This is a genomic window from Nocardia niwae NBRC 108934 = DSM 45340, assembly GCF_001613465.1.
Taxonomy (GTDB): Bacteria; Actinomycetota; Actinomycetes; order Mycobacteriales; family Mycobacteriaceae; genus Nocardia; species Nocardia niwae.
Genome location: NZ_BDCK01000026.1, coordinates 67,005 through 85,697, shown reverse-complemented (window position 1 = coordinate 85,697; position 18,693 = coordinate 67,005). Strand labels below are relative to the sequence as shown.

Sequence of the window (18,693 nt, the reverse complement as noted above, 5' to 3'; positions counted from 1 at the left end):
GGGGAATCGAGTCACCGGAGAAAGCAGGCGCGCTCACGACACCGCCTCCTGGGTGTCGATGGCTTCGACTGTGCGAGCTGCTTTTTCGCGCAGCACCCATTCCACGCGCCCGGCATTCGGGCACAGATCCAGCCGTCCGCGCCGCGGCGGGCCCGCCTTGCCACGCACCTCGACCGTCAAGCCGAGCGAACGCAAGCGCCCGCGCCCGCGGCCGAGCCCGGTGTAACCCGAGACCCTGGCGTCGAGCCGGAGGGACGCGCCGGGCCAGCGACCGTCGGCGACCACGAGGGTGGCGCCCTTGTTGCGGGCGCGGGCCGCGATCACCCGGCTGCGCGCGGGAGCGACGGCGCCGCCGCCGAGGCCGAGCACGACCAGATCGAGCCCGTCGAGCAATACCGCGGCCACCTCTACCGGGTCGGGGCCGGGATCGGCGATTACGGCCAGCCGCCGCAGCTGCGCACCCATCTCCACCGCGGCGAGCAGACCGAGCCGGGGCATGCCGACCACCGCGGCATGCCCGCCGCCCTCGGTCACCGCGGCGAGCAGACCGGCCAGCAGCGAACTCGCGCCCGTGTACGCCACGACGGAACCCTTGACCAGGCCACCATCGGGCAACAGCGGCGCGAGTGCGGCGGGCACGGGCAGCGCCGCCCCTCGGGCTCCGACGCCGAGCGGAGCCCGCTGCGCCGCGGATTCCCCGCGCCCTGGCACCGCGGCCATGCGTCTGCGCAGTTCAGCCAGGGAGGGGGCGTCACCCCGCCCCCCACCGCGCGACAGCGCGCCCCGATTCACCCCTCCCTGCGATATCGCATCCGAACCCATCCCAACCACCTACTTCCCACGATGGACCCGAGGCGAAGCATGCGGAGCGACCCTCGATTCGAGCGTCAGCACCGATCCAGCTATCGATTCGTATCGAATATACGTTCGATACGGACCCAGTAGAAACCGACCCCTGGGTTTCGTCAAGGGTTCCGGGCTCGTGTCTGCGTCGGGCCGGGTTTTCGCCCTGGCCGGGCGCGCGTACGGCTCGACGCGCGTGTGGCCCCCTCCGGCGGACCACCGTCCAATCCGACGGCGAAAGCGATCCGGTCGGCAAACCGCGATCTCAACCGCTGCCCCCGCAGCGAAGCCCTCCGGCAACCACTCGATGGGGACGGATCCGGCGTATGTCCGGCCACAGCCCCCGGTACCCGTTCGACGGTATGGTGTGGGGCACACATCCGAACCGGCGTCATCAGACGGCCCCGGCGCGCACCGCCGCGCCTCCCGTCTCGCCTATGCGCGAACACGAATCAGGCCAGCTAGCCTCATTTTCCGCTACCCTGCACCCGTGACCGAACGCGCTCGTCCCACTGTCGGCCCCCAATATCTCGTCGCAGGCCGCTACCGCCTCCAGTCGAAGCTGGGAGGCGGCGGTATGGGCGCGGTATGGCTGGCGCACGACCGGCTGCTCGACCGGGACGTCGCGATCAAGCAGGTGCTCACCACAGCCGGGCTGGGCGAGGAAGAAGCGACCGCCGTCCGCAACCAGATCATGCACGAGGGCCGGGTCGCCGCGAAGCTCTCGCACGACCACGCGATCGCCGTCTACGACGTGGTGCTCGAAGCAGGAGAGCCCTGGCTGGTGATGGAGCATCTGCCCTCACGCAGCGTCGCGAAGGCGCTCGCGCTGGTCGACACGCTGCCGCCGGTCGAGGTCGCGCAGATCGGCGCCCAAGTCGCCGACGCGCTGGCCGCCGCGCACGCGGTCGGCATCGTGCACCGGGATATCAAGCCGGGCAACATCCTCGTCGCCGACCGCGGCCCCGGAGTGGGTATGGCCAAACTCAGCGACTTCGGCATCTCCCGCGGTGCGGGCGATCTGTTCGACGAACCGGACGGCGTGATCACCGGCACCCCCTCCTACCTGCCGCCCGAGGTGGCGCGCGGGGCCCAGCCGACCAAGGCCAGCGACGTGTTCTCCCTGGGCGCCACGCTCTACACCGCGATCGAAGGGCAGCCGCCGTACGGCTTCGACGAGGACAGCGACGTCATCGTGCACCGCGCCGCCATGGCGCAGATCATCCCGCCGACCCGCAGCGGCGCGCTCACCCAGGCGCTGCTGCACATGATGGAGCCCGCACCGCAGCGCCGCCCGACCATGGCCGAGGCGCGCGACGAAATCCTCACCGCCGCTTTCGGTCCCGGCACCGGACCGTACATTCTCGGGGCGCCCGTCCGCACCGAGGACGGAACCATCCCGTCCTGGGCCGCCCGCAATTCGGCGTCCGGCATCCGCAGCCCCCACTCCGCGCCGCTTCCCCGTCCGCACCGCAACCACGCGGGCGCCACCGCGGCCCCAGCGCCGCAGCGCGCCAGGAACCCGCAGCCGACCAACGCCCCCTTGGCCATCGCCGTAGGCCTCCTGATCGGCCTGATCATCATCATCGCGATCATCGTCGCCGTCCTCTGACGTCCGCGCGCACCAGCGGTTGGGTGAGCGGCCCGCGCGGCGGTCAGTCGATGCGGCGGCGGTGGGCCCAGCGGGTCAGGGCGTTGCGGTTGGACTGCTGGGTCTTGCGCAGCACGTTGGAGGCATGCGTCTCCACGGTTTTCACGGAGATGAACAGCGTTTCGGCGATCTCGCGATAGGTGTAGCCGCGGGCGAGCAGGCGCAGCACCTCCAGCTCGCGCGGCGTCAGGGAGTCGAGTTCGGGATCCAGCGGGGGCTCGGGCACCGGGGACCTCCCGGTGAAGGAGTCCAGCACGAAGCCGGCCAGCCGCGGGCTGAAGACCGCGTCGCCGCCCGCCACCCTGCGGATGCCGTCGGCCAGCTCGGCCCCCGAAATCGTCTTGGTCACATACCCTCTGGCCCCGGCCCGGATCACCGCGATCACGTCCTCGGCCGCGTCGGACACGCTCAGCGCCAGGCACACCGGTCCCGGCTCGATGCCTGCCAGCACCGCCACCCCGCCACCGTCGGGCATGTGCACGTCGAGCAGGACGACGTCCGGGCGCTCGGCGTTGATACCGGCCACCGCGTCCGCTACCCCGCCGGCCTCCCCGACCACCTCCATGTCCGCCTCCCGGCTCAATTCAGCACGCACACCCGACCGAAAAACGGCGTGATCATCGACGAGAAAGACCCGCACGGTCACCTACTTCTCCTAACCGACCCATGACCCCCAACCCGTACCACACTCGGCCCCCACACGCTCCGCACCGACGTCACGTCCGCGCGCACGCGGTGACGGCTGCGCGGAATCGAAGGGGTCCGCACCCTAGCGGGCGGCACCCGCGGCGGGAGCGGGCTCTTCGTCCGCGGTGGGGCAGCCGGAATCGCTGCGCGGCATGATGATCCGAACCTCGGTGCCGCGGCCCGGGGTCGACAGGATGTCCACCTGGCCCCCGCGGCGCTCGATCCGGCCGCGAATGGACTTGGCCAGGCCGCGGCGGTCTTCCGGCACGGACGCGAGGTCGAAGCCGGAGCCGCGGTCACGGACGAAGACGCTCACCTGATGCGGCTCCACCTCGGCGAACAGGTCGATCTCCGGGACGCCCGCGTGTTTGGCGGCGTTGACCAGCGCTTCCCTGCTCGCCCCGAGCACCGCCGTGAAGTGCTCTTTCGGCAGGCCCGACCCGGAGCCGTCGACGTCCATCGATACGTCGCCCACCGTCACCGGCGCCACCTTCACGCCGTGCTGGTCTTCCACCTCGCCCGCGATGGTCCGCAGGGCCGCGGCCAAGCTCGACTGCGCGGGACCGGCATCCTCGAACAGCCATTTCCGCAGCTCCCGCTCCTGGCTGCGGGCCAGTCGCAGCACCTCCTGCGGGTCGTCGGCCTGGCGCTGGATGAGCGCGAGCGTCTGGAGCACGGAATCGTGCAGATGCGAGGCGATCTCCTCGCGTTCCTCGTTGCGGATGCGCGCGGCGCGCTCGGCGTTCAGCGCGCGCATCATGCGCAGCCACAGCGGAACCGTCAGCAGCCCGGCGCCGACCAGCGTGACCGCGACCGCGAGCAGCGCCGATCCGAGCGAGCTCAGATCGATCCGCGCCAGCACCACCACCCCGAGACCGGCCACGATGAGCGTCGCACCGGCGACGATGCGCGACCAGGTGACCACCGAAGGCCGCGCGGGCAACCCGAGCAGTGAACGGGGCCCGTCGACGTCGTACTCCCGCCACACCAGCGCCGCACCGACCGCGACCACGATGATCGGCGCGATCACCTTCGCCGCCGTCCCACTGAACACCCACGACACGGCGACCGCGAGCCCGAGCCCGAGCATGGCGAGCCCGATCGCCTGCCGCCGCTCCGCCCCGGAGGGTTTCGCCTGGTCCGACCCGCCCGGCGAGAAGATCCACAGCAGCCCGTAGGCGACGATGCCCGCCCCGGCCAGCGCGGACAGCAGCACGAACGCCATCCGCACCTTGAACACGTCGACGTCCAGATGGTCGGCCAGACCGCCCGCCACACCGCCGACGATCCGGCCGCCGGACCGGCGGACCATCCGCGCCTGGGGCGGCACAGGAACCGTCGCGGGCGCGGGGCCCGGCCCGCGGGCAGCGTCGAACCCCCGAGTGTCGAACGCGGGAACAGACGGGTACATGTCTTCGATACTGCACGACAACAGAGCTGCCAGCCATCCGGATTCACCCTGATCTTGCGGGCCGAACCCGCCCCGACCAGGGCGGAAGCGATCGAGCCCGCCGAGCACAGGCATAGCTGAGTGATTGCTACATCGGTGGATCGGTCCAAAGTGTTCAGGCCGTTTTTCAGGGTTCCCCCCGATGCGCAGATTCCGTGGCGCGGCACACCATGGGAAACATGACGAAAACGAGCTTCGGCGACCAGGTCCAGCAGATATGGCAGACCCGGCCGGTCCGATTGCCGCGACAGGGGCCGATCGCGGGCGTCGCGGCGGGGTTCGCGCGCCGCTACGAGATCGACCCGGTGCTGGTGCGCGTCGCGTTCGTCGTCTCGACGATCTTCGGCGGCGCGGGCATGGTGCTCTACCTGCTGGCCTGGCTGCTGCTGAGCGCGGCGGGCGATCAGGCGTCCGCGGCCGAGTCGCTGGTCGGCAAGGGCCACAGCTCGCAGTCGCAGACCAAGACGATCGTGCTGATCGTGGCGCTGGCCATCGCGGTCAGCACGATGGGTCCGGTCGGTGTCGGTCTCGGCGGATCCGGCCTGATCAGCCTCGCACTGATGCTGGCGGGCTGGTGGATGCTGCATTTGCGCACTCCCAACCCGCCGCCCGGAACCACCGAGGCGTTCGGCGGATTCGTCCCCGAGGGCGGGATCACCGCCACCGGCTACCCCGGCGCGGTCTTCCCGCCGGGCGCGCCCCGGACCGTCGGGGAGATGTACATGCCGCCGACATCGGTGTACACCCCGTACACGAAGCTCCCGGATGCCTATGTTCCGGAGACGCCTGCGCCCGCCGCGGACGGCGTCGCGACGACGGTCCCGCTGCACAAGCCCGCCGCCGACGAGGCGACCGCGGTTCCGGACGCAGCCATGCCCCCTGCCGGGCCGGGCACGAGGCCGTCCGCCGAAGAAAGGGAAACCGGCAGCGGCCACGCCGATTCGCCTACCACGGTCGATCACGGGCCGGCAGCTACCAGCAGCGGGCCGGCCGACCCCTCCGGTCCGGTCGGCCGAGCCGGGTCCGATCCGGCCGACGGACACGAACCGGTCGCGAGTACGTCATCCGAGGGTCCGGTCGTCCTCGGTAAAGACCTTCCGGCGCCCATGTCCGCCGCGAACCAGCACCGCCCGCCGGCTGCTCATCCCGCGATAATCGGCGGTTCCACCCCACCCTCCTGGGATCCCCTCGGCGTCGCTCCGCTCGCCTGGGATCTCCCGGAGCCGACGCCCGCCCACACTGTCGTCGCCCCGCCGCCGAAGCGTCCCCGCTCGCGCCTGACCCCGGTGGTGATCGGCCTGGCCGTTCTCGCGGCGGCGGGCGCGGGTGCGGCGGCGGCCTCGGGCGCGGAGTGGATGACACCCGGCCGGATCGCGGCGGCGGCGCTCGCCGTGATCGGCCTCGGTCTGGTGCTCGGCGCATTCCTGCGGCGCGGCTACGGCTTGCTGGTGCTCACCGCGCCCCTGGCCGGGTTCGTGCTGTTCGCCTCCGCGGTGGGCCCGATCCAGTTCGAGCAGAGTGCGATGGGCGATCACACGTGGGCGCCCGCTTCCGTCGCCGACCTGGCCTCGAACTACCAGGTGACCATGGGTTCCGGCACGCTGGACCTGCGATCGGTGAAACTGACCGAGCCGCGCACCGTCGACCTCGACGTCCGGATGGGCGAAGCTCGCGTCCTGCTGCCCGCGGACATGACCGTCCGCACCCACTGCGCGGCCACCATGGCCGAAGCCCGCTGTGTCAACGGCATCAGCGGTCCGAATACTCCCGGCGCACCGGTCCTCGAGCTGAACGTCGACGTCCGCGCCGGAAACGTGGAGGTGCAGCATGGCTGATACCGAGAAGAAGGAGACGACCGACTCCCGGGGCGGCCCGGCCGCATCGCTGCTCATCGCGGGACTGCTGTCCCTCGCGATCAGCGTCTGGGCATTCGTCGGCCCGGCGTCCTGGCCCGCGACCAGCATGATCCCGATCGGTTGGGTCATCGTGCTCGCCGCGATCGTCATCGGCATAGCGCTGGTGATCTCCCCGCGCAAACGATCCTGATCACGCCGAACGGCCCGTCACCGACGACGGGCCGTTCCTCTTTTCATCCCTGAAGCGTCCCCGGCACACCAGGCGAGCCGGACCACACTCCCCCTCGCCGTCGTACGACAGGAGAACCGAATGAACTCCGACAAACCCACCGACCAGACGCTTCCCACAGCTCGCAGCACACCGCCGGATACCCGTCCTGGTGCCCCGGCCGGCGCGCTCCTGGGCCACCTGATCCTGCACAGCGCCTTCCACCGCCCTCGCTGACCTCGTCATCCGGCTCGATGACGACGACGAGCGGCTACCGCCCGGCGCGCAGCCGGAGGGTCACTCCCACTCGATGGTGCCCGGCGGCTTGCTGGTCACGTCCAAGACCACGCGGTTGACCTCCGCCACCTCGTTGGTGATGCGAGTCGAGATGCGTTCGAGCACCTCGTAGGGCAACCGGGTCCAGTCCGCGGTCATGGCGTCTTCACTGGAGACCGGGCGCAGCACGATCGGATGACCGTAGGTGCGGCCGTCGCCCTGGACACCGACGCTGCGCACCTCCGCGAGCAGCACGACCGGGCACTGCCAGATCTGCCCGTCCAGACCGGCAGCGGTCAGCTCCTCGCGGGCGATCGCGTCGGCTTGGCGCAGCGTCTCCAACCGATCCGCGGTGACCTCGCCGACGATCCGGATGGCGAGACCCGGCCCCGGGAACGGTTGGCGGGCAACGATTTCCTCGGGCAGCCCGAGCTCACGACCGACCGCGCGGACCTCGTCCTTGAACAGCAACCGCAGCGGTTCCACCAGGTCGAACTCCAGGTCGTCGGGCAGGCCGCCGACATTGTGATGGCTCTTGATGTTCGCGGTGCCGCTGCCGCCGCCGGACTCCACGACGTCCGGGTAGAGCGTGCCCTGCACCAGGTACTCGACCTTCGGCGTCGCGCCGTCGGCCTCGCCGTGCTCGAGCACCACCTCGCCCACCGCGTCCTCGAAGGAACGGATGAACTCCCGCCCGATGATCTTGCGCTTCTCCTCGGGATCGGTCACGCCCTTCAATTCGCCGAGGAACTTGTCCACCGCGTCGACGGTCACCAGCTTGGCGCCGGTCGCGGCGACGAAATCCTGCTGCACCTGCTCGCGCTCCCCCGCCCGAAGCAGGCCGTGGTCGACGAACACGCAGGTGAGCCGGTCGCCGATGGCACGCTGCACCAGAGCGGCGGCGACGGCGCTGTCCACCCCACCGGACAGTCCGCAGATCGCGTGCCCGTCCCCGATCTGCTCACGCACCGAGGCGACGAGCGAATCGGCGATGTTCGCCGGCGTCCAACTGGAGGGGATGCCCGCGAGTTCGTGCAGAAACCTGCTCAGCACCTGCTGTCCGTGCGGCGAGTGCAGCACCTCCGGGTGATACTGCACACCGGCCAGCCTGCGCGCGCGATCCTCGAAGGCGGCGACCGGTGCGCCCGCGGTGGTGCCGGTGACCTCGAAGCCCTCCGGGGCATCGGTGACCGCGTCGCCGTGGCTCATCCACACCGGCTGAATGGTGGGCAGGCCGCCGTGCAGCAAACCGCCGTCGATGTTGAGTTCGGTGCGCCCGTACTCGCGGGTGCCGGTGTGCGCGACCGTGCCGCCCAGCGCCTGGGCCATCGCCTGGAAGCCGTAGCAGATGCCGAAGACCGGCAGCCCGAGCTCGAACAACCGGGGGTCCAGCTGCGGCGCGCCTTCGGCGTAGACGCTGGCCGGGCCGCCGGAGAGGATCACAGCGAGCGGCTGCTTCTCGGCGATCTCCTCCACCGTCGTGGTGTGCGGGACCACTTCCGAGAACACGCTCGACTCGCGCACCCGCCGCGCGATCAGCTGGGCGTACTGTGCTCCGAAGTCGACGACGAGGACCGGTCTCTGGGTTTGTGCCACCCACCCAGTTTAGTGAGCGGCGAATCGAGCGAATCATCGGCACAGTGGCCGGCGCGGCAGGCGAGCCGACCGCCCGAATCGTCACCCGCGGCCCGGCTCGCTGGTTATCCTTCTGCTCGTGCCCTTCGCCCGCGCGATCGATGCCGACATCCACTACGAGGACAGCGGCGGGGACGGCCCGGTGGTACTGCTGGCGCACGAGTTCTTCATGGACCGCACCATGTTCGCCGCCCAAATGGCCGCGCTCGCACCGGAGTTCCGGATCGTCTCCTGGGATGCCCGCGGCCACGGCCGCACTCGGGACGAGGGCCTACCCTTCACCTATTGGACCGCGGCCCGCGACGCGCTGACCGTCCTCGATCATCTCGGCGCCGAGCAGGCCGTGGTCGGCGGCACCGCGCAAGGCGGCTTCACGGCGCTGCGCACGGCGTTGATCGCGCCCGAACGCGTCTCCGCGCTCATCCTGATCAGCACCGAAGCGCACGGCCCGACCCCGGAGCAATCCACCGCCACTCGGAAATTCCTCGACGAGTGGTACGACGACGGCTCCCGCGAACGAGCCGTGCACCAGCTGGCCTCCTGGCTGATCGGCGACGACGAGTGGTACCGCTCGATCTGGACCCAGCGCTGGCTGGTGCGCGACCGCCGCGGCATCGAGGTGGCTGCGGGCTGCCTGCTCAGCCGGGATTCGGTGCTGGATCGCCTGCGCGAAATCGCCTGTCCCGCCTTGGTGATCCACCCCACGCACAGCGGCATGGACCGCGAGCGCGCCCAGGAACTGGCTTACGGGCTGTCCGGCGCCACCTTCATCGAAATCGCCGAAGCACGACTGGCCGTCACGATGACCCACCCCGAGCCGGTGAACCACGCGATCCAGCAATTCCTGCGCGCCAGAACAAAGCCCACCCGCGTGCGATGAAATCACTCACGGATGAGTCATCGAAACCATGGCACCCCGATCCCGAACGAAGCATGCTCGAGATCGGTAGCACGAAACCCTGCCGCAAGCTTCACGGTGCACGAACGCATGCCGATCCGCGTGCGGCGGAACGCAGCGGCGACCAGCCCTGGGCGCCCTCCGAGCCACTCGGCGACCACCAGAGAAGCGAGTCTTACGAGCGCCGTTCGCGGCCCGGCTCGCGTTCCAGCGGTCGAAGCGCATGCGCCGCAGGCGCGAGTCTCGACCGCTGGAACGCGAGCCATAAAAGGGCCGCGAACACGCAGCGCCGCAGGCGCTGCAAATCAGACAGAGCTCAAGCGCGCACGCTCAGGCCGACCTTCTGGAATTCCTTCAGATCCGAGTAACCGGCCTTGGCCATCGAACGGCGAAGCCCGCCGACGAGATTCAACGAGCCGAACGGATCGTCGGACGGGCCGAAGAGCACGCGCTCCAGGCTCGGGCGCACAGGGTCGCCGACCGGCTCGCCACCGAGATCCCACGGATCGTCGACGTGCAGCATCGACCCACGCGGCACCGACGGATGCGCGGCCGCCGACGGCCAGTACCAGCCACGGCCAGGCGCCTCCGCGGCCACGGCCAGCGGCACTCCGAGCATGGCGGCGTCGGCGCCACATGCGATCGCCTTGGCCAGCTGCCCCGAGGTGGCGATGTCGCCGTCCGCGATGACGTGCACGTAGCGGCCGCCGGTCTCGTCCAGGTAGTCGCGGCGCGCGGCCGCGGCGTCGGCGATCGCGGTGGCCATCGGGACGCCGATGCCCAGCACCTCGCCGGTGGTGGTCGCGCCGGGGTAGGAGCCGTAGCCGACGATGACGCCCGCCGCACCGGTGCGCATCAGGTGCAGCGCGGTGCGGTGATCGCTCACGCCGCCCGCGACCACGGGCACGTCCAGCTCGGCGATGAAGGTTTTGAGGTTCAGCGGCTCACCGTCGCCGACATGCTCGGCGGAAATGATCGTGCCGTGCACCACGAGCAGGTCGATGCCCGCCTGCAGCAGCGCGGGGGTGAGCGTGCGCGCGTTCTGCGGGCTCACCCGGACCGCGACGGTGACACCGGCGGCGCGGACCTGCGCGACCGCTGCGGCGAGCAGATCCGGCTGCATCGGCGCGGCGTGCAGCTCCTGCAGCAACGCCACGGCACGCTCGTAACCGCCCTTGCCGACGAGCTCGAGCAGCTGATCGATCTTCGTGCCCACATCCGCGTGCCGCGCCCACAGGCCCTCGCCGTTGATCACGCCGAGACCGCCGAGGCGGCCGAGCTCGATGGCGAACTCCGGCGACACCAGCGCGTCGGTGGGATGCGCGAGGAACGGGATCTCGAAGCGGTAGGCGTCCAGCTGCCAGGACAGCGAGACCTGCTTCGACGAGCGGGTCCGGCGCGAGGGGACGATGTCGACGTCGTCCAGCTCGTAGGTACGCCGGGCGGTCCGGCCCATGCCGATCTCCACCATGTCGCGCACGCGAAATCTCCTTGTCTGATTTGCAGCGCCTGCGGCGCTGCGTGTTCGCGGCCCCTTATGGCTCGCGTTCCAGCGGTCGAGACTCGCGCCTGCGGCGCATGCGCTTCGACCGCTGGGACCCGAGCCGGGCCGCGAACGGCGCTCGTATGACTCGCGCCTCCAGTGGCTACTTGTGGGGGCAGGTGGGCAGCACGAGACCGCCAACTCGCCGCAGGTCGCTCACCGCCACAGCCGGTGGGCGAGCTCCATCATGCACGGACCGGTTGGTCCTGTACACGAACCTAGTGGGGCTAAGCCCGTCCGGTGTAGTTAGGGGCCTCGACAGTCATGGTGATGTCGTGCGGATGGCTCTCCTTCAGGCCCGCCGCGGTGATCTGCACGAACTGCGCTTCCTGCAGATGCGCGATCGACTGCGAACCGGTGTAGCCCATGGCGGCGCGCAGGCCGCCGACCAACTGGTGGATCACCTGGTTGACCGGGCCGCGGAACGGCACCCTGCCCTCGATGCCCTCGGGCACCAGCTTGTCCTCGGCCAGCACGTCGTCCTGGAAGTAGCGGTCCTTGGAGAACGACTTCGCCTGGCCGCGGCCCTGCATGGCGCCCAGCGAACCCATCCCGCGGTAGCTCTTGAACTGCTTGCCGCCGACCAGGATCAACTCGCCCGGCGACTCCGCGGTGCCCGCGAGCAGCGAGCCGAGCATCACCGTCGAGGCGCCCGCGGCGATGGCCTTGGCGACATCACCGGAGTATTGGATGCCGCCGTCGGCGATCACCGGCACGCCCGCGGGCTTGCACGCGGCGACCGCCTCCAGGATCGCGGTGATCTGCGGTGCGCCGACGCCCGCCACGACGCGGGTGGTGCAGATGGACCCGGGACCGACGCCCACCTTGACCGCGTCCGCGCCCGCTTCGACCAGGGCGGCCGCGCCCTGGCGGGTGGCCACGTTGCCGCCGACCACCTGGATGCGGTCGCCGACTTCGGACTTGACCTTGGTCACCATCTGCAGCACCTGCGCCTGATGACCGTGCGCGGTGTCCACCACGAGCACGTCGACACCCGCGTCGGCCAGCGTCATGGCACGCGACCAGGCGTCCGCGCCGACGCCGACCGCGGCGCCGACCAGCAGCCGGCCGTCCCGGTCCTTGGTGGCGTTCGGGTACTGATCGGTCTTGACGAAGTCCTTGACGGTGATCAGGCCGCGCAAGCGGCCGTTGCCGTCGACGATCGGCAGCTTCTCCACCTTGTGCCTGCGCAGCAACCCGAGCGCGGCCTCGGCGGTCACGCCCTCCTGCGCGGTGATCAGCGGAGCCTTGGTCATCACATCGGCGACGCGGCGGTTCTGGTCCACCTCGAACCGCATATCGCGGTTGGTGATGATGCCCACAAGCGCACCGGTCTCATCCACCACCGGGAGACCGGAGATGCGGAACCTGGCGCACATGGCGTCGACTTCGGCGAGGGTGTCGGTCGGACGGCAGGTCACCGGGTCGGTGACCATGCCCGCCTCGGACCGCTTGACCGTCTCCACCTGGGAAGCCTGGTCGGCGGCCGAGAGGTTGCGATGCAACACGCCCATACCGCCCGAGCGGGCCATGGCGATCGCCATCCGCGCCTCGGTCACCGTGTCCATGGCCGAACTGACCAGCGGGGTGCGCAGGCGGATCTCCCGCGTCAGCCGGCTGGAGGTCTCCACAGAGCTGGGGATGAGATCCGAGGCGGCAGGCAGCAACAGCACATCGTCGAATGTGAGGCCGAGCATGGCGATCTTGTTCGGATCGTCGCCACCCGTAGGAGGGCGGACTGCGATTCGTTCGCCCGGTACGGGATTACTCATTCGGATCGACCCCTCCTGGACGTCGATAGCGACCGGCGCCGGGGTAACCGGCGCCGTGACGGCTGATGGGATGGACTGGGTGCGGCGGCGGTGCGGTCGGGACCCGCCGTAGCCTGTGCTCCATGGTATCTGTCCGGTGAACTCGCCGACGAAGTGAGCCCACCACCGAAACTGGCAGGCCGCATAGCTGGCGCAGACCACCCTGTTCTGCGTACCGTGGGGATGTGCGTGACCATCTACCACCTGGCTTGCCGCCGGATCCGTTCGCCGGAGACCCCTCCGACCCGTCCGCCGCGCTCGACGCCATCGAGCCCGGTGAACCGCTGGATCCCCACGAGCGCCTTGCGGTCGAGGAGGATCTCGCCGACCTCGCGGTGTACGAGGCGCTGCTGGCCCACCGCGGTATCCGCGGGCTCGTGGTCAGCTGCGAAGACTGCAGGCAGGACCACTACCACGACTGGGACATGTTGCGCGCCAACTTGCTGCAGCTGCTGGTCGACGGCACGGTCCGCCCGCACGAGCCCGCCTACGACCCGACGCCGGAAGCGTACGTCACCTGGGACTACTGCCGGGGGTACGCCGACGCCTCGATGAACGAGGCCTTCCACGGCGACGGGTTCGACGGATTCGACGGCTGAAACCGGTCCGACCGAGACGCACGCGGGCCTCGCGAGGCGCGCGACTCGACGCTTGCCACTGTGATTTTCGACGCACACAGATCACTTCGACAAGCGAATGGCGGCGCTCCTGAGCGCGCCGACGAATCCCGGTCCGACAGTTCTCGCCGGGAAGACCGGCTCCACAAAGACAAAAAGCCGACCGCCTGGCTGGCGATCGGTTCTTGCCGTATCCGGTACTTCTTCTGTCAGCGACCGGGTGGCACGAACGAGCCCGGATTGGGGATGACCGGCACGCTGAAGGTAGGGGGCTGATTGTTGTTGCTGTTGGTCCCGGTGTTGCCCTGCGTCGGAGCGGTGGGTGGCTGCTGCTGCGGCGCCGTCGGATTACCGGTGTCTCCCGTGGGTCCGCCTGTGGGCGGCGGCTTGACCTCCGTGACCGGTGGCTCCTGCGGAGCCGTCGGTTCCACGGTCGCCGGCGGCTGGGTGGTCGCCGGCGGGGCCGTGGTCACCGGCGGCACTGTGGTCGGCGCACCGCCGTTCGAAGTTCCGCCGTTCGGGGTTCCGCCATCGCTCGGTGTTCCGCCCCCGTTCGGAGCAGTGGCATCGACCGTGGTCGACGGCTTGGTCGACGCACCCGGCTGCTGCACGATCGTCGAGGACCCACCGGTCGACGAATTGGGCTTCGTGGTCGCACTGGTGCCCGGGGTGGCGCGCGGATCGGTGGTCTTGGGCACCGTCGCCTCGAGCTGGTCGGCCAGTCCGCGGTCCACCTTGCGCAGCTCCGCGAGCAACCGCTCCCACTCGGCCATCAGGTCGGCGCGCTTGTCCGGATCGCTGACCTGCGCGGCGTTCTCCTTGGCGCGCTCCAGGCGCACCTTGGCCTGCTCCGGGTTCTGCGTGACCAGTGTCGACGCCTCGTTCAGATCGTCGCCCGCACGCTGCACCACCGTGGTCTGGGCCTGTTCGCTGAACACGACCTCCTTGACCCGCCACAGCGGATCGCCCGGCTCCGCGTTGTACGAGAACGCCGTCATGCCGCCGATGACCAGGGCCAGCGCGGCCGCGGCGCCCATGATCGGGCGGACCAGCCTCAGTCGCCCGCCGTTGTGCGCTCCGATGCGAACCTGCCGCGCGCCGATCTCCTGGTTCACCGCGGCCACGATCGCATCCAGGTCCGGTTCGGCCGGCATCGGAGGCGCGATCAATTCCGCTCGCCAATCCGCGAGCAACGTCGCGAGCTGATACTCCTCGGCGCTGTCGGTGTGCACCGGACCATCGCTGGCGATGGCATCGATCAGAGCATCGTCGCGGCGTACCGCGGCGATGTCGACCGGGCCGGTGTCACCGGACGCCTCGGCGTAGGGACCGCTGTTTCGCGATCCAAGCCGCGCCTTCCAGTCACCCCGACCGCGCTCGCCATCCCTAGCCATACATTTCACCTGCCCTCGCCACTTGTGACTTGAGTTTCGCGAGTGCCCTGTGTTGGGCGACCCGTACCGCACCCGCCGTACTGCCCACGGCGACTGCGGTTTCTTCCGCTGACAAACCCATGACCAAGCGCAGGATCAAGATCTCTCGATGCTTCTCGGGAAGCGTCGCGAGCAGACGATTCATCTGTCTGCTCGTCTCGGATTCGAGAGCTCGTTGTTCCGGTCCCTGGTCGGTGGATATGACATCTGGTACTTCGGCCATCGCCTCCGCCTTGTTACGGGCGGCGTTGCGATGCGCGTCGGCGACCTTGTGCGAAGCGATTCCGTAAACGAAGGCCATGAAGGGCCTGCCCTGGTCTTGATACCTGGGCAAGGCTGTCATCACAGCCAGGCAAACCTCCTGCGCAACGTCGTCCGCGGAGAGCTGCCCACGCTCCGCGGCTCCGATCCGCGCGCGGCAGTAGCGCACCACCAGCGGGCGGATCATCTCCAGTACCTGAGCTAAAGCGGATCTGTCGCCCTGCGCAGCGGCAGCGACGGCGAGGTCCAACTCTTCGCCCGTGTGCGTCATCGTCAGAGATATTCCTGGCGTTACAAAGTGGCACGGTCCGGTGACGACCAGTGCTTCCACCGAAGGGGCGGAACGGATCTAACAATAGCGACCCGTTGGCCGAAGCTGGGCAACACGGTGCACTCCGTGATCACTGCCGGCCACCCAGCGGGCGCAACGCGCCCCCGGCGCGAACGATGGCGGCGGCGCACTCCGCCGCCTCCACCGCGGCGCGCTCCGCCCCCGATCCGGCGCGGAGCATGGCACAGGCCCAGCGCAACGGGAGCAGGCCGTACTCGCGACACTGCTCGGCGACCTCCTCGGCCGACACGCCGGATGTCCCGGGCGCGCCGCGCGCCACGTCGGCCGCGGCGACCAGCAGGCGGGACTTGACCTGGTGCCGCAGCGACGGGGATCGCTCGGCGAGTTCCAGCGCCTCCGCCGCGTGCTCGGCCGCCGACTCGAAATGCCCTGCCGCCAAGGCGGTTTCCGCGGACACCCAGCCCAGGCGGATCGCGGGGCGCCAGCCGGCCCCGTATTGCCGAGCCGCCGCGGCGCTGCGCCGTAGCAGCCGGTCGGCCAGCGCCAACCGCCCGGTCCCGAGCGCATCGGCGGCGAGTCCGGTGAGGGCGTCGCAGATCGCGTCGGCGCGGCTGGGACGGTAACCCCCCGCGTTCTCCGCAGAACCGCCCGCGGCGGCTTCTGTCTCGGCCTCGGCATCGAGGATCAGGGCGGCGGCCCGGCCGTCGAATGCGGCCGCACGCTCGTGCCAGCCGAGCTGGCGCAGAAAAGAACCCTCCGTACTTCCCGCCAGTGAGAGGAGGACGGGGTCGGAGCTGTGATTGCATACCCTTCGCAATTCGGCCCGCGCCGCGGCATAACGGCCCTGGCCGCCGAGGACCACCGCTCGATACCACCCGGCGAGCGCGTCCGAGGTGGACGGCAGATCGGCGGCGGCACGACCCGGATCGGCGCCGAAGGCGGCCTCGGCGAGGACCGCGACGTGAGGATCTCCGAGCGGAGCGGGCGCGAACACGGGCGCACTCTATCCTGTGCGGCGCACGGGCCGGGACGACGAAAGGTGATCCACGGCAGACCGGCAACCACTCGGTTTTCCGCCGCCGAGCCGATGTTTCCATTAGGTAAATCTAGGCCCGGCAATCCCCGAGCGGCCGCGCCGGGAATTCATGCGCGTTTCGCGTAATTAACCTGCCCGCCCCGTTTCCGCCATCTTCGGAACCATGCACCGGGAACGCCGTCGGGTCCCGCGACGGCCACGGTCGTGCGCGCGACGTCGGCGTCACCGCGGAAGTGCGGCCCAGAATCGCTTCTACCTGCGGAAACTCGAACAAGCCCAGCCCGTGCGGAAGCCACGGACCTCCGGCCAACCGAACAGTATCGCCGGAACCGACGCGAAAAGTAAACAGTTCGGAGGTTAAATTTCGCAGCGCGAGATTTGGAAAAGTGCTGCGCCGAACTATTGACGGAATTTCGCGGCTGGACCTAACGTAGCTCATCGCCACAGACGGCGCCGCGCGAAATTGCAGCGACCGCGAAGGGCGAGCCCCCCGGGCACCCCCGCCGACCGGCGTCGTGGCCCACAACTGTTGCAGAACAACTGCTCGACAATGCTGACGAGCTCGCACCACGAGGAGTTCACCATGCCCATGCCGACCCACCTCCCGGGACCCAACGCCGATGTCTGGGATTGGCAGATGCGAGGATCGTGCCGCGGGCAGGATTCCGCGGTGTTCTTCCACCCCGATGGCGAACGTGGCCGAGCCCGCACTGCGCGCGAGATGCGCGCCAAAGAGATCTGCCGCAGCTGCCCGGTGCTCATGCAGTGCCGCGCCCACGCGCTGAAAGTCAGCGAACCCTATGGCATCTGGGGCGGGATGTCGGAGACCGAGCGCGAGATGCACGCGCGCCGCAACCGCCGCCGCATGGCCGTCTGAATCAATCTCTCCCATCCGCACGCCACCGGGCGTCGAATTCCTAGCAAACAACGGGCCACTGCAACACGCTTCGGCCGGGCCGCTCACGCGACACGGTGATCGGTTCCTCGCCGAGGTCGGCGCGTGGGTTCCGATCGTCACCCTCGATCGGCCGGCCGCCGAGTGAAGGCCGCAAACCGGGCGTCCGCCGTTTCCACGGCACATGCGATAGCGCCCGGCGTGTCACGGCGTGTTCCCTCCGAGATGTCGGTCGTCTCGACGCCTTTCGCCACGCGGCGCCGAGGTGTGACGGACTCGCGGCCACCCCAGCGGAAGGGAGGTCATAGCGGCGCGCTACGGTAGTGACCGATGACACAGAATGGAGCGTTGTGACAACGCGGCCGTCGGCCGCAGAGGGCGACTCGTTCCGAAGAGAAGCCTTCCCACCCACGGTGGATTCTGCGGTTACGGCACGCGCAGCCGAAAGTATCGAGCTCGCCGCGCTTTTGCTTCGATGCGGCCGAGCCGACCAGGAAGCATTCGCCGAACTGTACGACCGGACGTGCGCGCGCGTCTTCGGTCTCGTGTTGCGCGTCCTGCACGATCCGGGCTACGCGGAGGAGACCACGCAAGAGGTCTATCTGCAGATCTGGCGGATGGCCTCGGCTTTCGACCCGGCGAAGGGTTCCGCGGTCACCTGGTTGATGACGCTCGCCCACCGGCGTGCCGTCGATCGGGTCCGCGCCGAGCAAGCCCACACCCAGCGCGAGGTCGCGTACGGCATCCGGGTGCTCGGCAACGAATTCGACGAGGTCACCGAAGAGGTCGAGCGCAGGTTCGAACAACAGGCCGTCCTGGCCGGTCTCGCGACCCTCACCGAAACCCAGCGTGAAGCCATCTCGCTCGCCTACTACGGTGGGCGCACCTATGCGGAGGTAGCCACCTACCTCGACGTAGGGTTACCTACGGTTAAGTCCCGGATTCGGGACGGATTGACACGACTGAAGAAAAGTTTGGGGGTGACGTGAGATGAACGAACGCCAGATCGATCTCGCGCACACCGTCGCGCTCGGATCGATCGACGACGAAGACCATCAGGAAGTGCTGGAACTGCTCGACAGCGAGGACCCCGTGCTACGCGCGGAGTTCATCGAGGAAGTCAGAGACACGAAAGAAGCGCTCTCCGCGCTCGCCGCAGCCACGGCGGCCACTCCGCCGCCGTCGCTGCGTGCTCGTCTACTCGCGGCCATCGCCGCCGAACAGCCGCCGGTCGCCAGCTGAATCCGGCATTCCCGCCAGGCTTTCCCGCTCAGCGTGTTCGGGCCGAACGGCCCGGATCG

The 18,693-nt window shown here is 69.6% G+C and carries 17 protein-coding genes; 8 read left to right on the top strand and 9 right to left on the bottom strand.

Annotated features, from left to right (window positions below; all coding sequences use genetic code 11):
* Window positions 1-33 precede the first annotated feature (33 nt).
* Complete coding sequence (gene imuA' / locus NNI01S_RS18590) at window positions 34-822, bottom strand: DnaE2-dependent mutagenesis accessory factor ImuA' (RefSeq protein ID WP_063021380.1); 789 nt, start codon at window positions 820-822, stop codon at window positions 34-36.
* A gap of 511 nt (window positions 823-1,333) precedes the next feature.
* Here imuA' and NNI01S_RS18585 point away from each other — a divergent pair.
* The gene (locus NNI01S_RS18585; protein WP_063021379.1) at window positions 1,334-2,455 is read left to right on the top strand and encodes a serine/threonine-protein kinase; all 1,122 of its coding nucleotides are present in this window, start codon (window positions 1,334-1,336) and stop codon (window positions 2,453-2,455) included.
* 43 nt (window positions 2,456-2,498) lie between these two features.
* Here the strand turns inward: NNI01S_RS18585 and NNI01S_RS18580 are convergent, their stop codons facing one another.
* Window positions 2,499-3,134, bottom strand: a complete 636-nt coding sequence (locus tag NNI01S_RS18580) for a response regulator (RefSeq protein ID WP_157114857.1) — start codon at window positions 3,132-3,134, stop codon at window positions 2,499-2,501.
* A 129-nt stretch (window positions 3,135-3,263) separates the two neighbouring features.
* Window positions 3,264-4,493: an ATP-binding protein gene (locus tag NNI01S_RS18575; protein ID WP_063021377.1), complete on the bottom strand. Its 1,230-nt coding sequence runs from the start codon at window positions 4,491-4,493 to the stop codon at window positions 3,264-3,266.
* 308 nt (window positions 4,494-4,801) lie between these two features.
* Between NNI01S_RS18575 and NNI01S_RS18570 the strand changes: the two genes are divergently transcribed.
* Window positions 4,802-6,466, top strand: a complete 1,665-nt coding sequence (locus NNI01S_RS18570) for a PspC domain-containing protein (protein ID WP_063021376.1) — start codon at window positions 4,802-4,804, stop codon at window positions 6,464-6,466.
* Complete coding sequence (locus tag NNI01S_RS18565; RefSeq protein ID WP_063021375.1) at window positions 6,459-6,677, top strand: hypothetical protein; 219 nt, start codon at window positions 6,459-6,461, stop codon at window positions 6,675-6,677. Before NNI01S_RS18570 ends, NNI01S_RS18565 begins: the two co-directional genes overlap by 8 nt.
* A 315-nt stretch (window positions 6,678-6,992) precedes the next feature.
* Here the strand turns inward: NNI01S_RS18565 and guaA are convergent, their stop codons facing one another.
* Window positions 6,993-8,567: a glutamine-hydrolyzing GMP synthase gene (gene guaA, locus NNI01S_RS18560; RefSeq protein ID WP_063021374.1), complete on the bottom strand. Its 1,575-nt coding sequence runs from the start codon at window positions 8,565-8,567 to the stop codon at window positions 6,993-6,995.
* 118 nt (window positions 8,568-8,685) lie between these two features.
* Here guaA and NNI01S_RS18555 point away from each other — a divergent pair, with 118 nt between their 5' ends.
* Window positions 8,686-9,486: an alpha/beta fold hydrolase gene (locus tag NNI01S_RS18555; RefSeq protein ID WP_063021373.1), complete on the top strand. Its 801-nt coding sequence runs from the start codon at window positions 8,686-8,688 to the stop codon at window positions 9,484-9,486.
* A gap of 334 nt (window positions 9,487-9,820) precedes the next feature.
* Here the strand turns inward: NNI01S_RS18555 and NNI01S_RS18550 are convergent, their stop codons facing one another.
* Window positions 9,821-10,984, bottom strand: a complete 1,164-nt coding sequence (locus NNI01S_RS18550) for a GuaB3 family IMP dehydrogenase-related protein (RefSeq protein WP_063021372.1) — start codon at window positions 10,982-10,984, stop codon at window positions 9,821-9,823.
* A 290-nt stretch (window positions 10,985-11,274) separates the two neighbouring features.
* Window positions 11,275-12,819 (bottom strand): IMP dehydrogenase, encoded by a 1,545-nt coding sequence (gene guaB, locus NNI01S_RS18545; protein WP_084488966.1) that lies wholly within the window; start codon window positions 12,817-12,819, stop codon window positions 11,275-11,277.
* A gap of 224 nt (window positions 12,820-13,043) precedes the next feature.
* Between guaB and NNI01S_RS18540 the strand changes: the two genes are divergently transcribed.
* Window positions 13,044-13,457, top strand: a complete 414-nt coding sequence (locus NNI01S_RS18540) for a DUF5319 domain-containing protein (protein WP_039795739.1) — start codon at window positions 13,044-13,046, stop codon at window positions 13,455-13,457.
* 227 nt (window positions 13,458-13,684) lie between these two features.
* Here the strand turns inward: NNI01S_RS18540 and NNI01S_RS18535 are convergent, their stop codons facing one another.
* The 3 genes from NNI01S_RS18535 to NNI01S_RS18525 form a co-directional block, all read right to left on the bottom strand.
* On the bottom strand, window positions 13,685-14,869 hold the full coding sequence (locus tag NNI01S_RS18535; protein ID WP_063021371.1) for an anti-sigma-D factor RsdA: 1,185 nt from the start codon (window positions 14,867-14,869) through the stop codon (window positions 13,685-13,687).
* Window positions 14,862-15,440: a sigma-70 family RNA polymerase sigma factor gene (locus NNI01S_RS18530; protein WP_039795737.1), complete on the bottom strand. Its 579-nt coding sequence runs from the start codon at window positions 15,438-15,440 to the stop codon at window positions 14,862-14,864. The genes NNI01S_RS18535 and NNI01S_RS18530 overlap by 8 nt, the downstream gene beginning before the upstream one ends.
* Before the next feature lie 130 nt (window positions 15,441-15,570).
* Window positions 15,571-16,455, bottom strand: a complete 885-nt coding sequence (locus tag NNI01S_RS18525) for a hypothetical protein (protein WP_063021370.1) — start codon at window positions 16,453-16,455, stop codon at window positions 15,571-15,573.
* A gap of 625 nt (window positions 16,456-17,080) precedes the next feature.
* On the opposite strand from NNI01S_RS18525, the gene NNI01S_RS18520 reads away from it, so the two are divergent.
* From NNI01S_RS18520 to NNI01S_RS18510, 3 genes are all read left to right on the top strand, one after another.
* Complete coding sequence (locus NNI01S_RS18520) at window positions 17,081-17,374, top strand: WhiB family transcriptional regulator (protein ID WP_063021425.1); 294 nt, start codon at window positions 17,081-17,083, stop codon at window positions 17,372-17,374.
* 431 nt (window positions 17,375-17,805) lie between these two features.
* A complete protein-coding gene (locus NNI01S_RS18515) occupies window positions 17,806-18,381 on the top strand; it encodes a sigma-70 family RNA polymerase sigma factor (protein ID WP_063021369.1) in 576 nt (191 codons plus the stop codon).
* 1 nt (window position 18,382) lies between these two features.
* Window positions 18,383-18,634, top strand: a complete 252-nt coding sequence (locus tag NNI01S_RS18510; RefSeq protein WP_063021368.1) for an RskA family anti-sigma factor — start codon at window positions 18,383-18,385, stop codon at window positions 18,632-18,634.
* Window positions 18,635-18,693 lie beyond the last annotated feature (59 nt).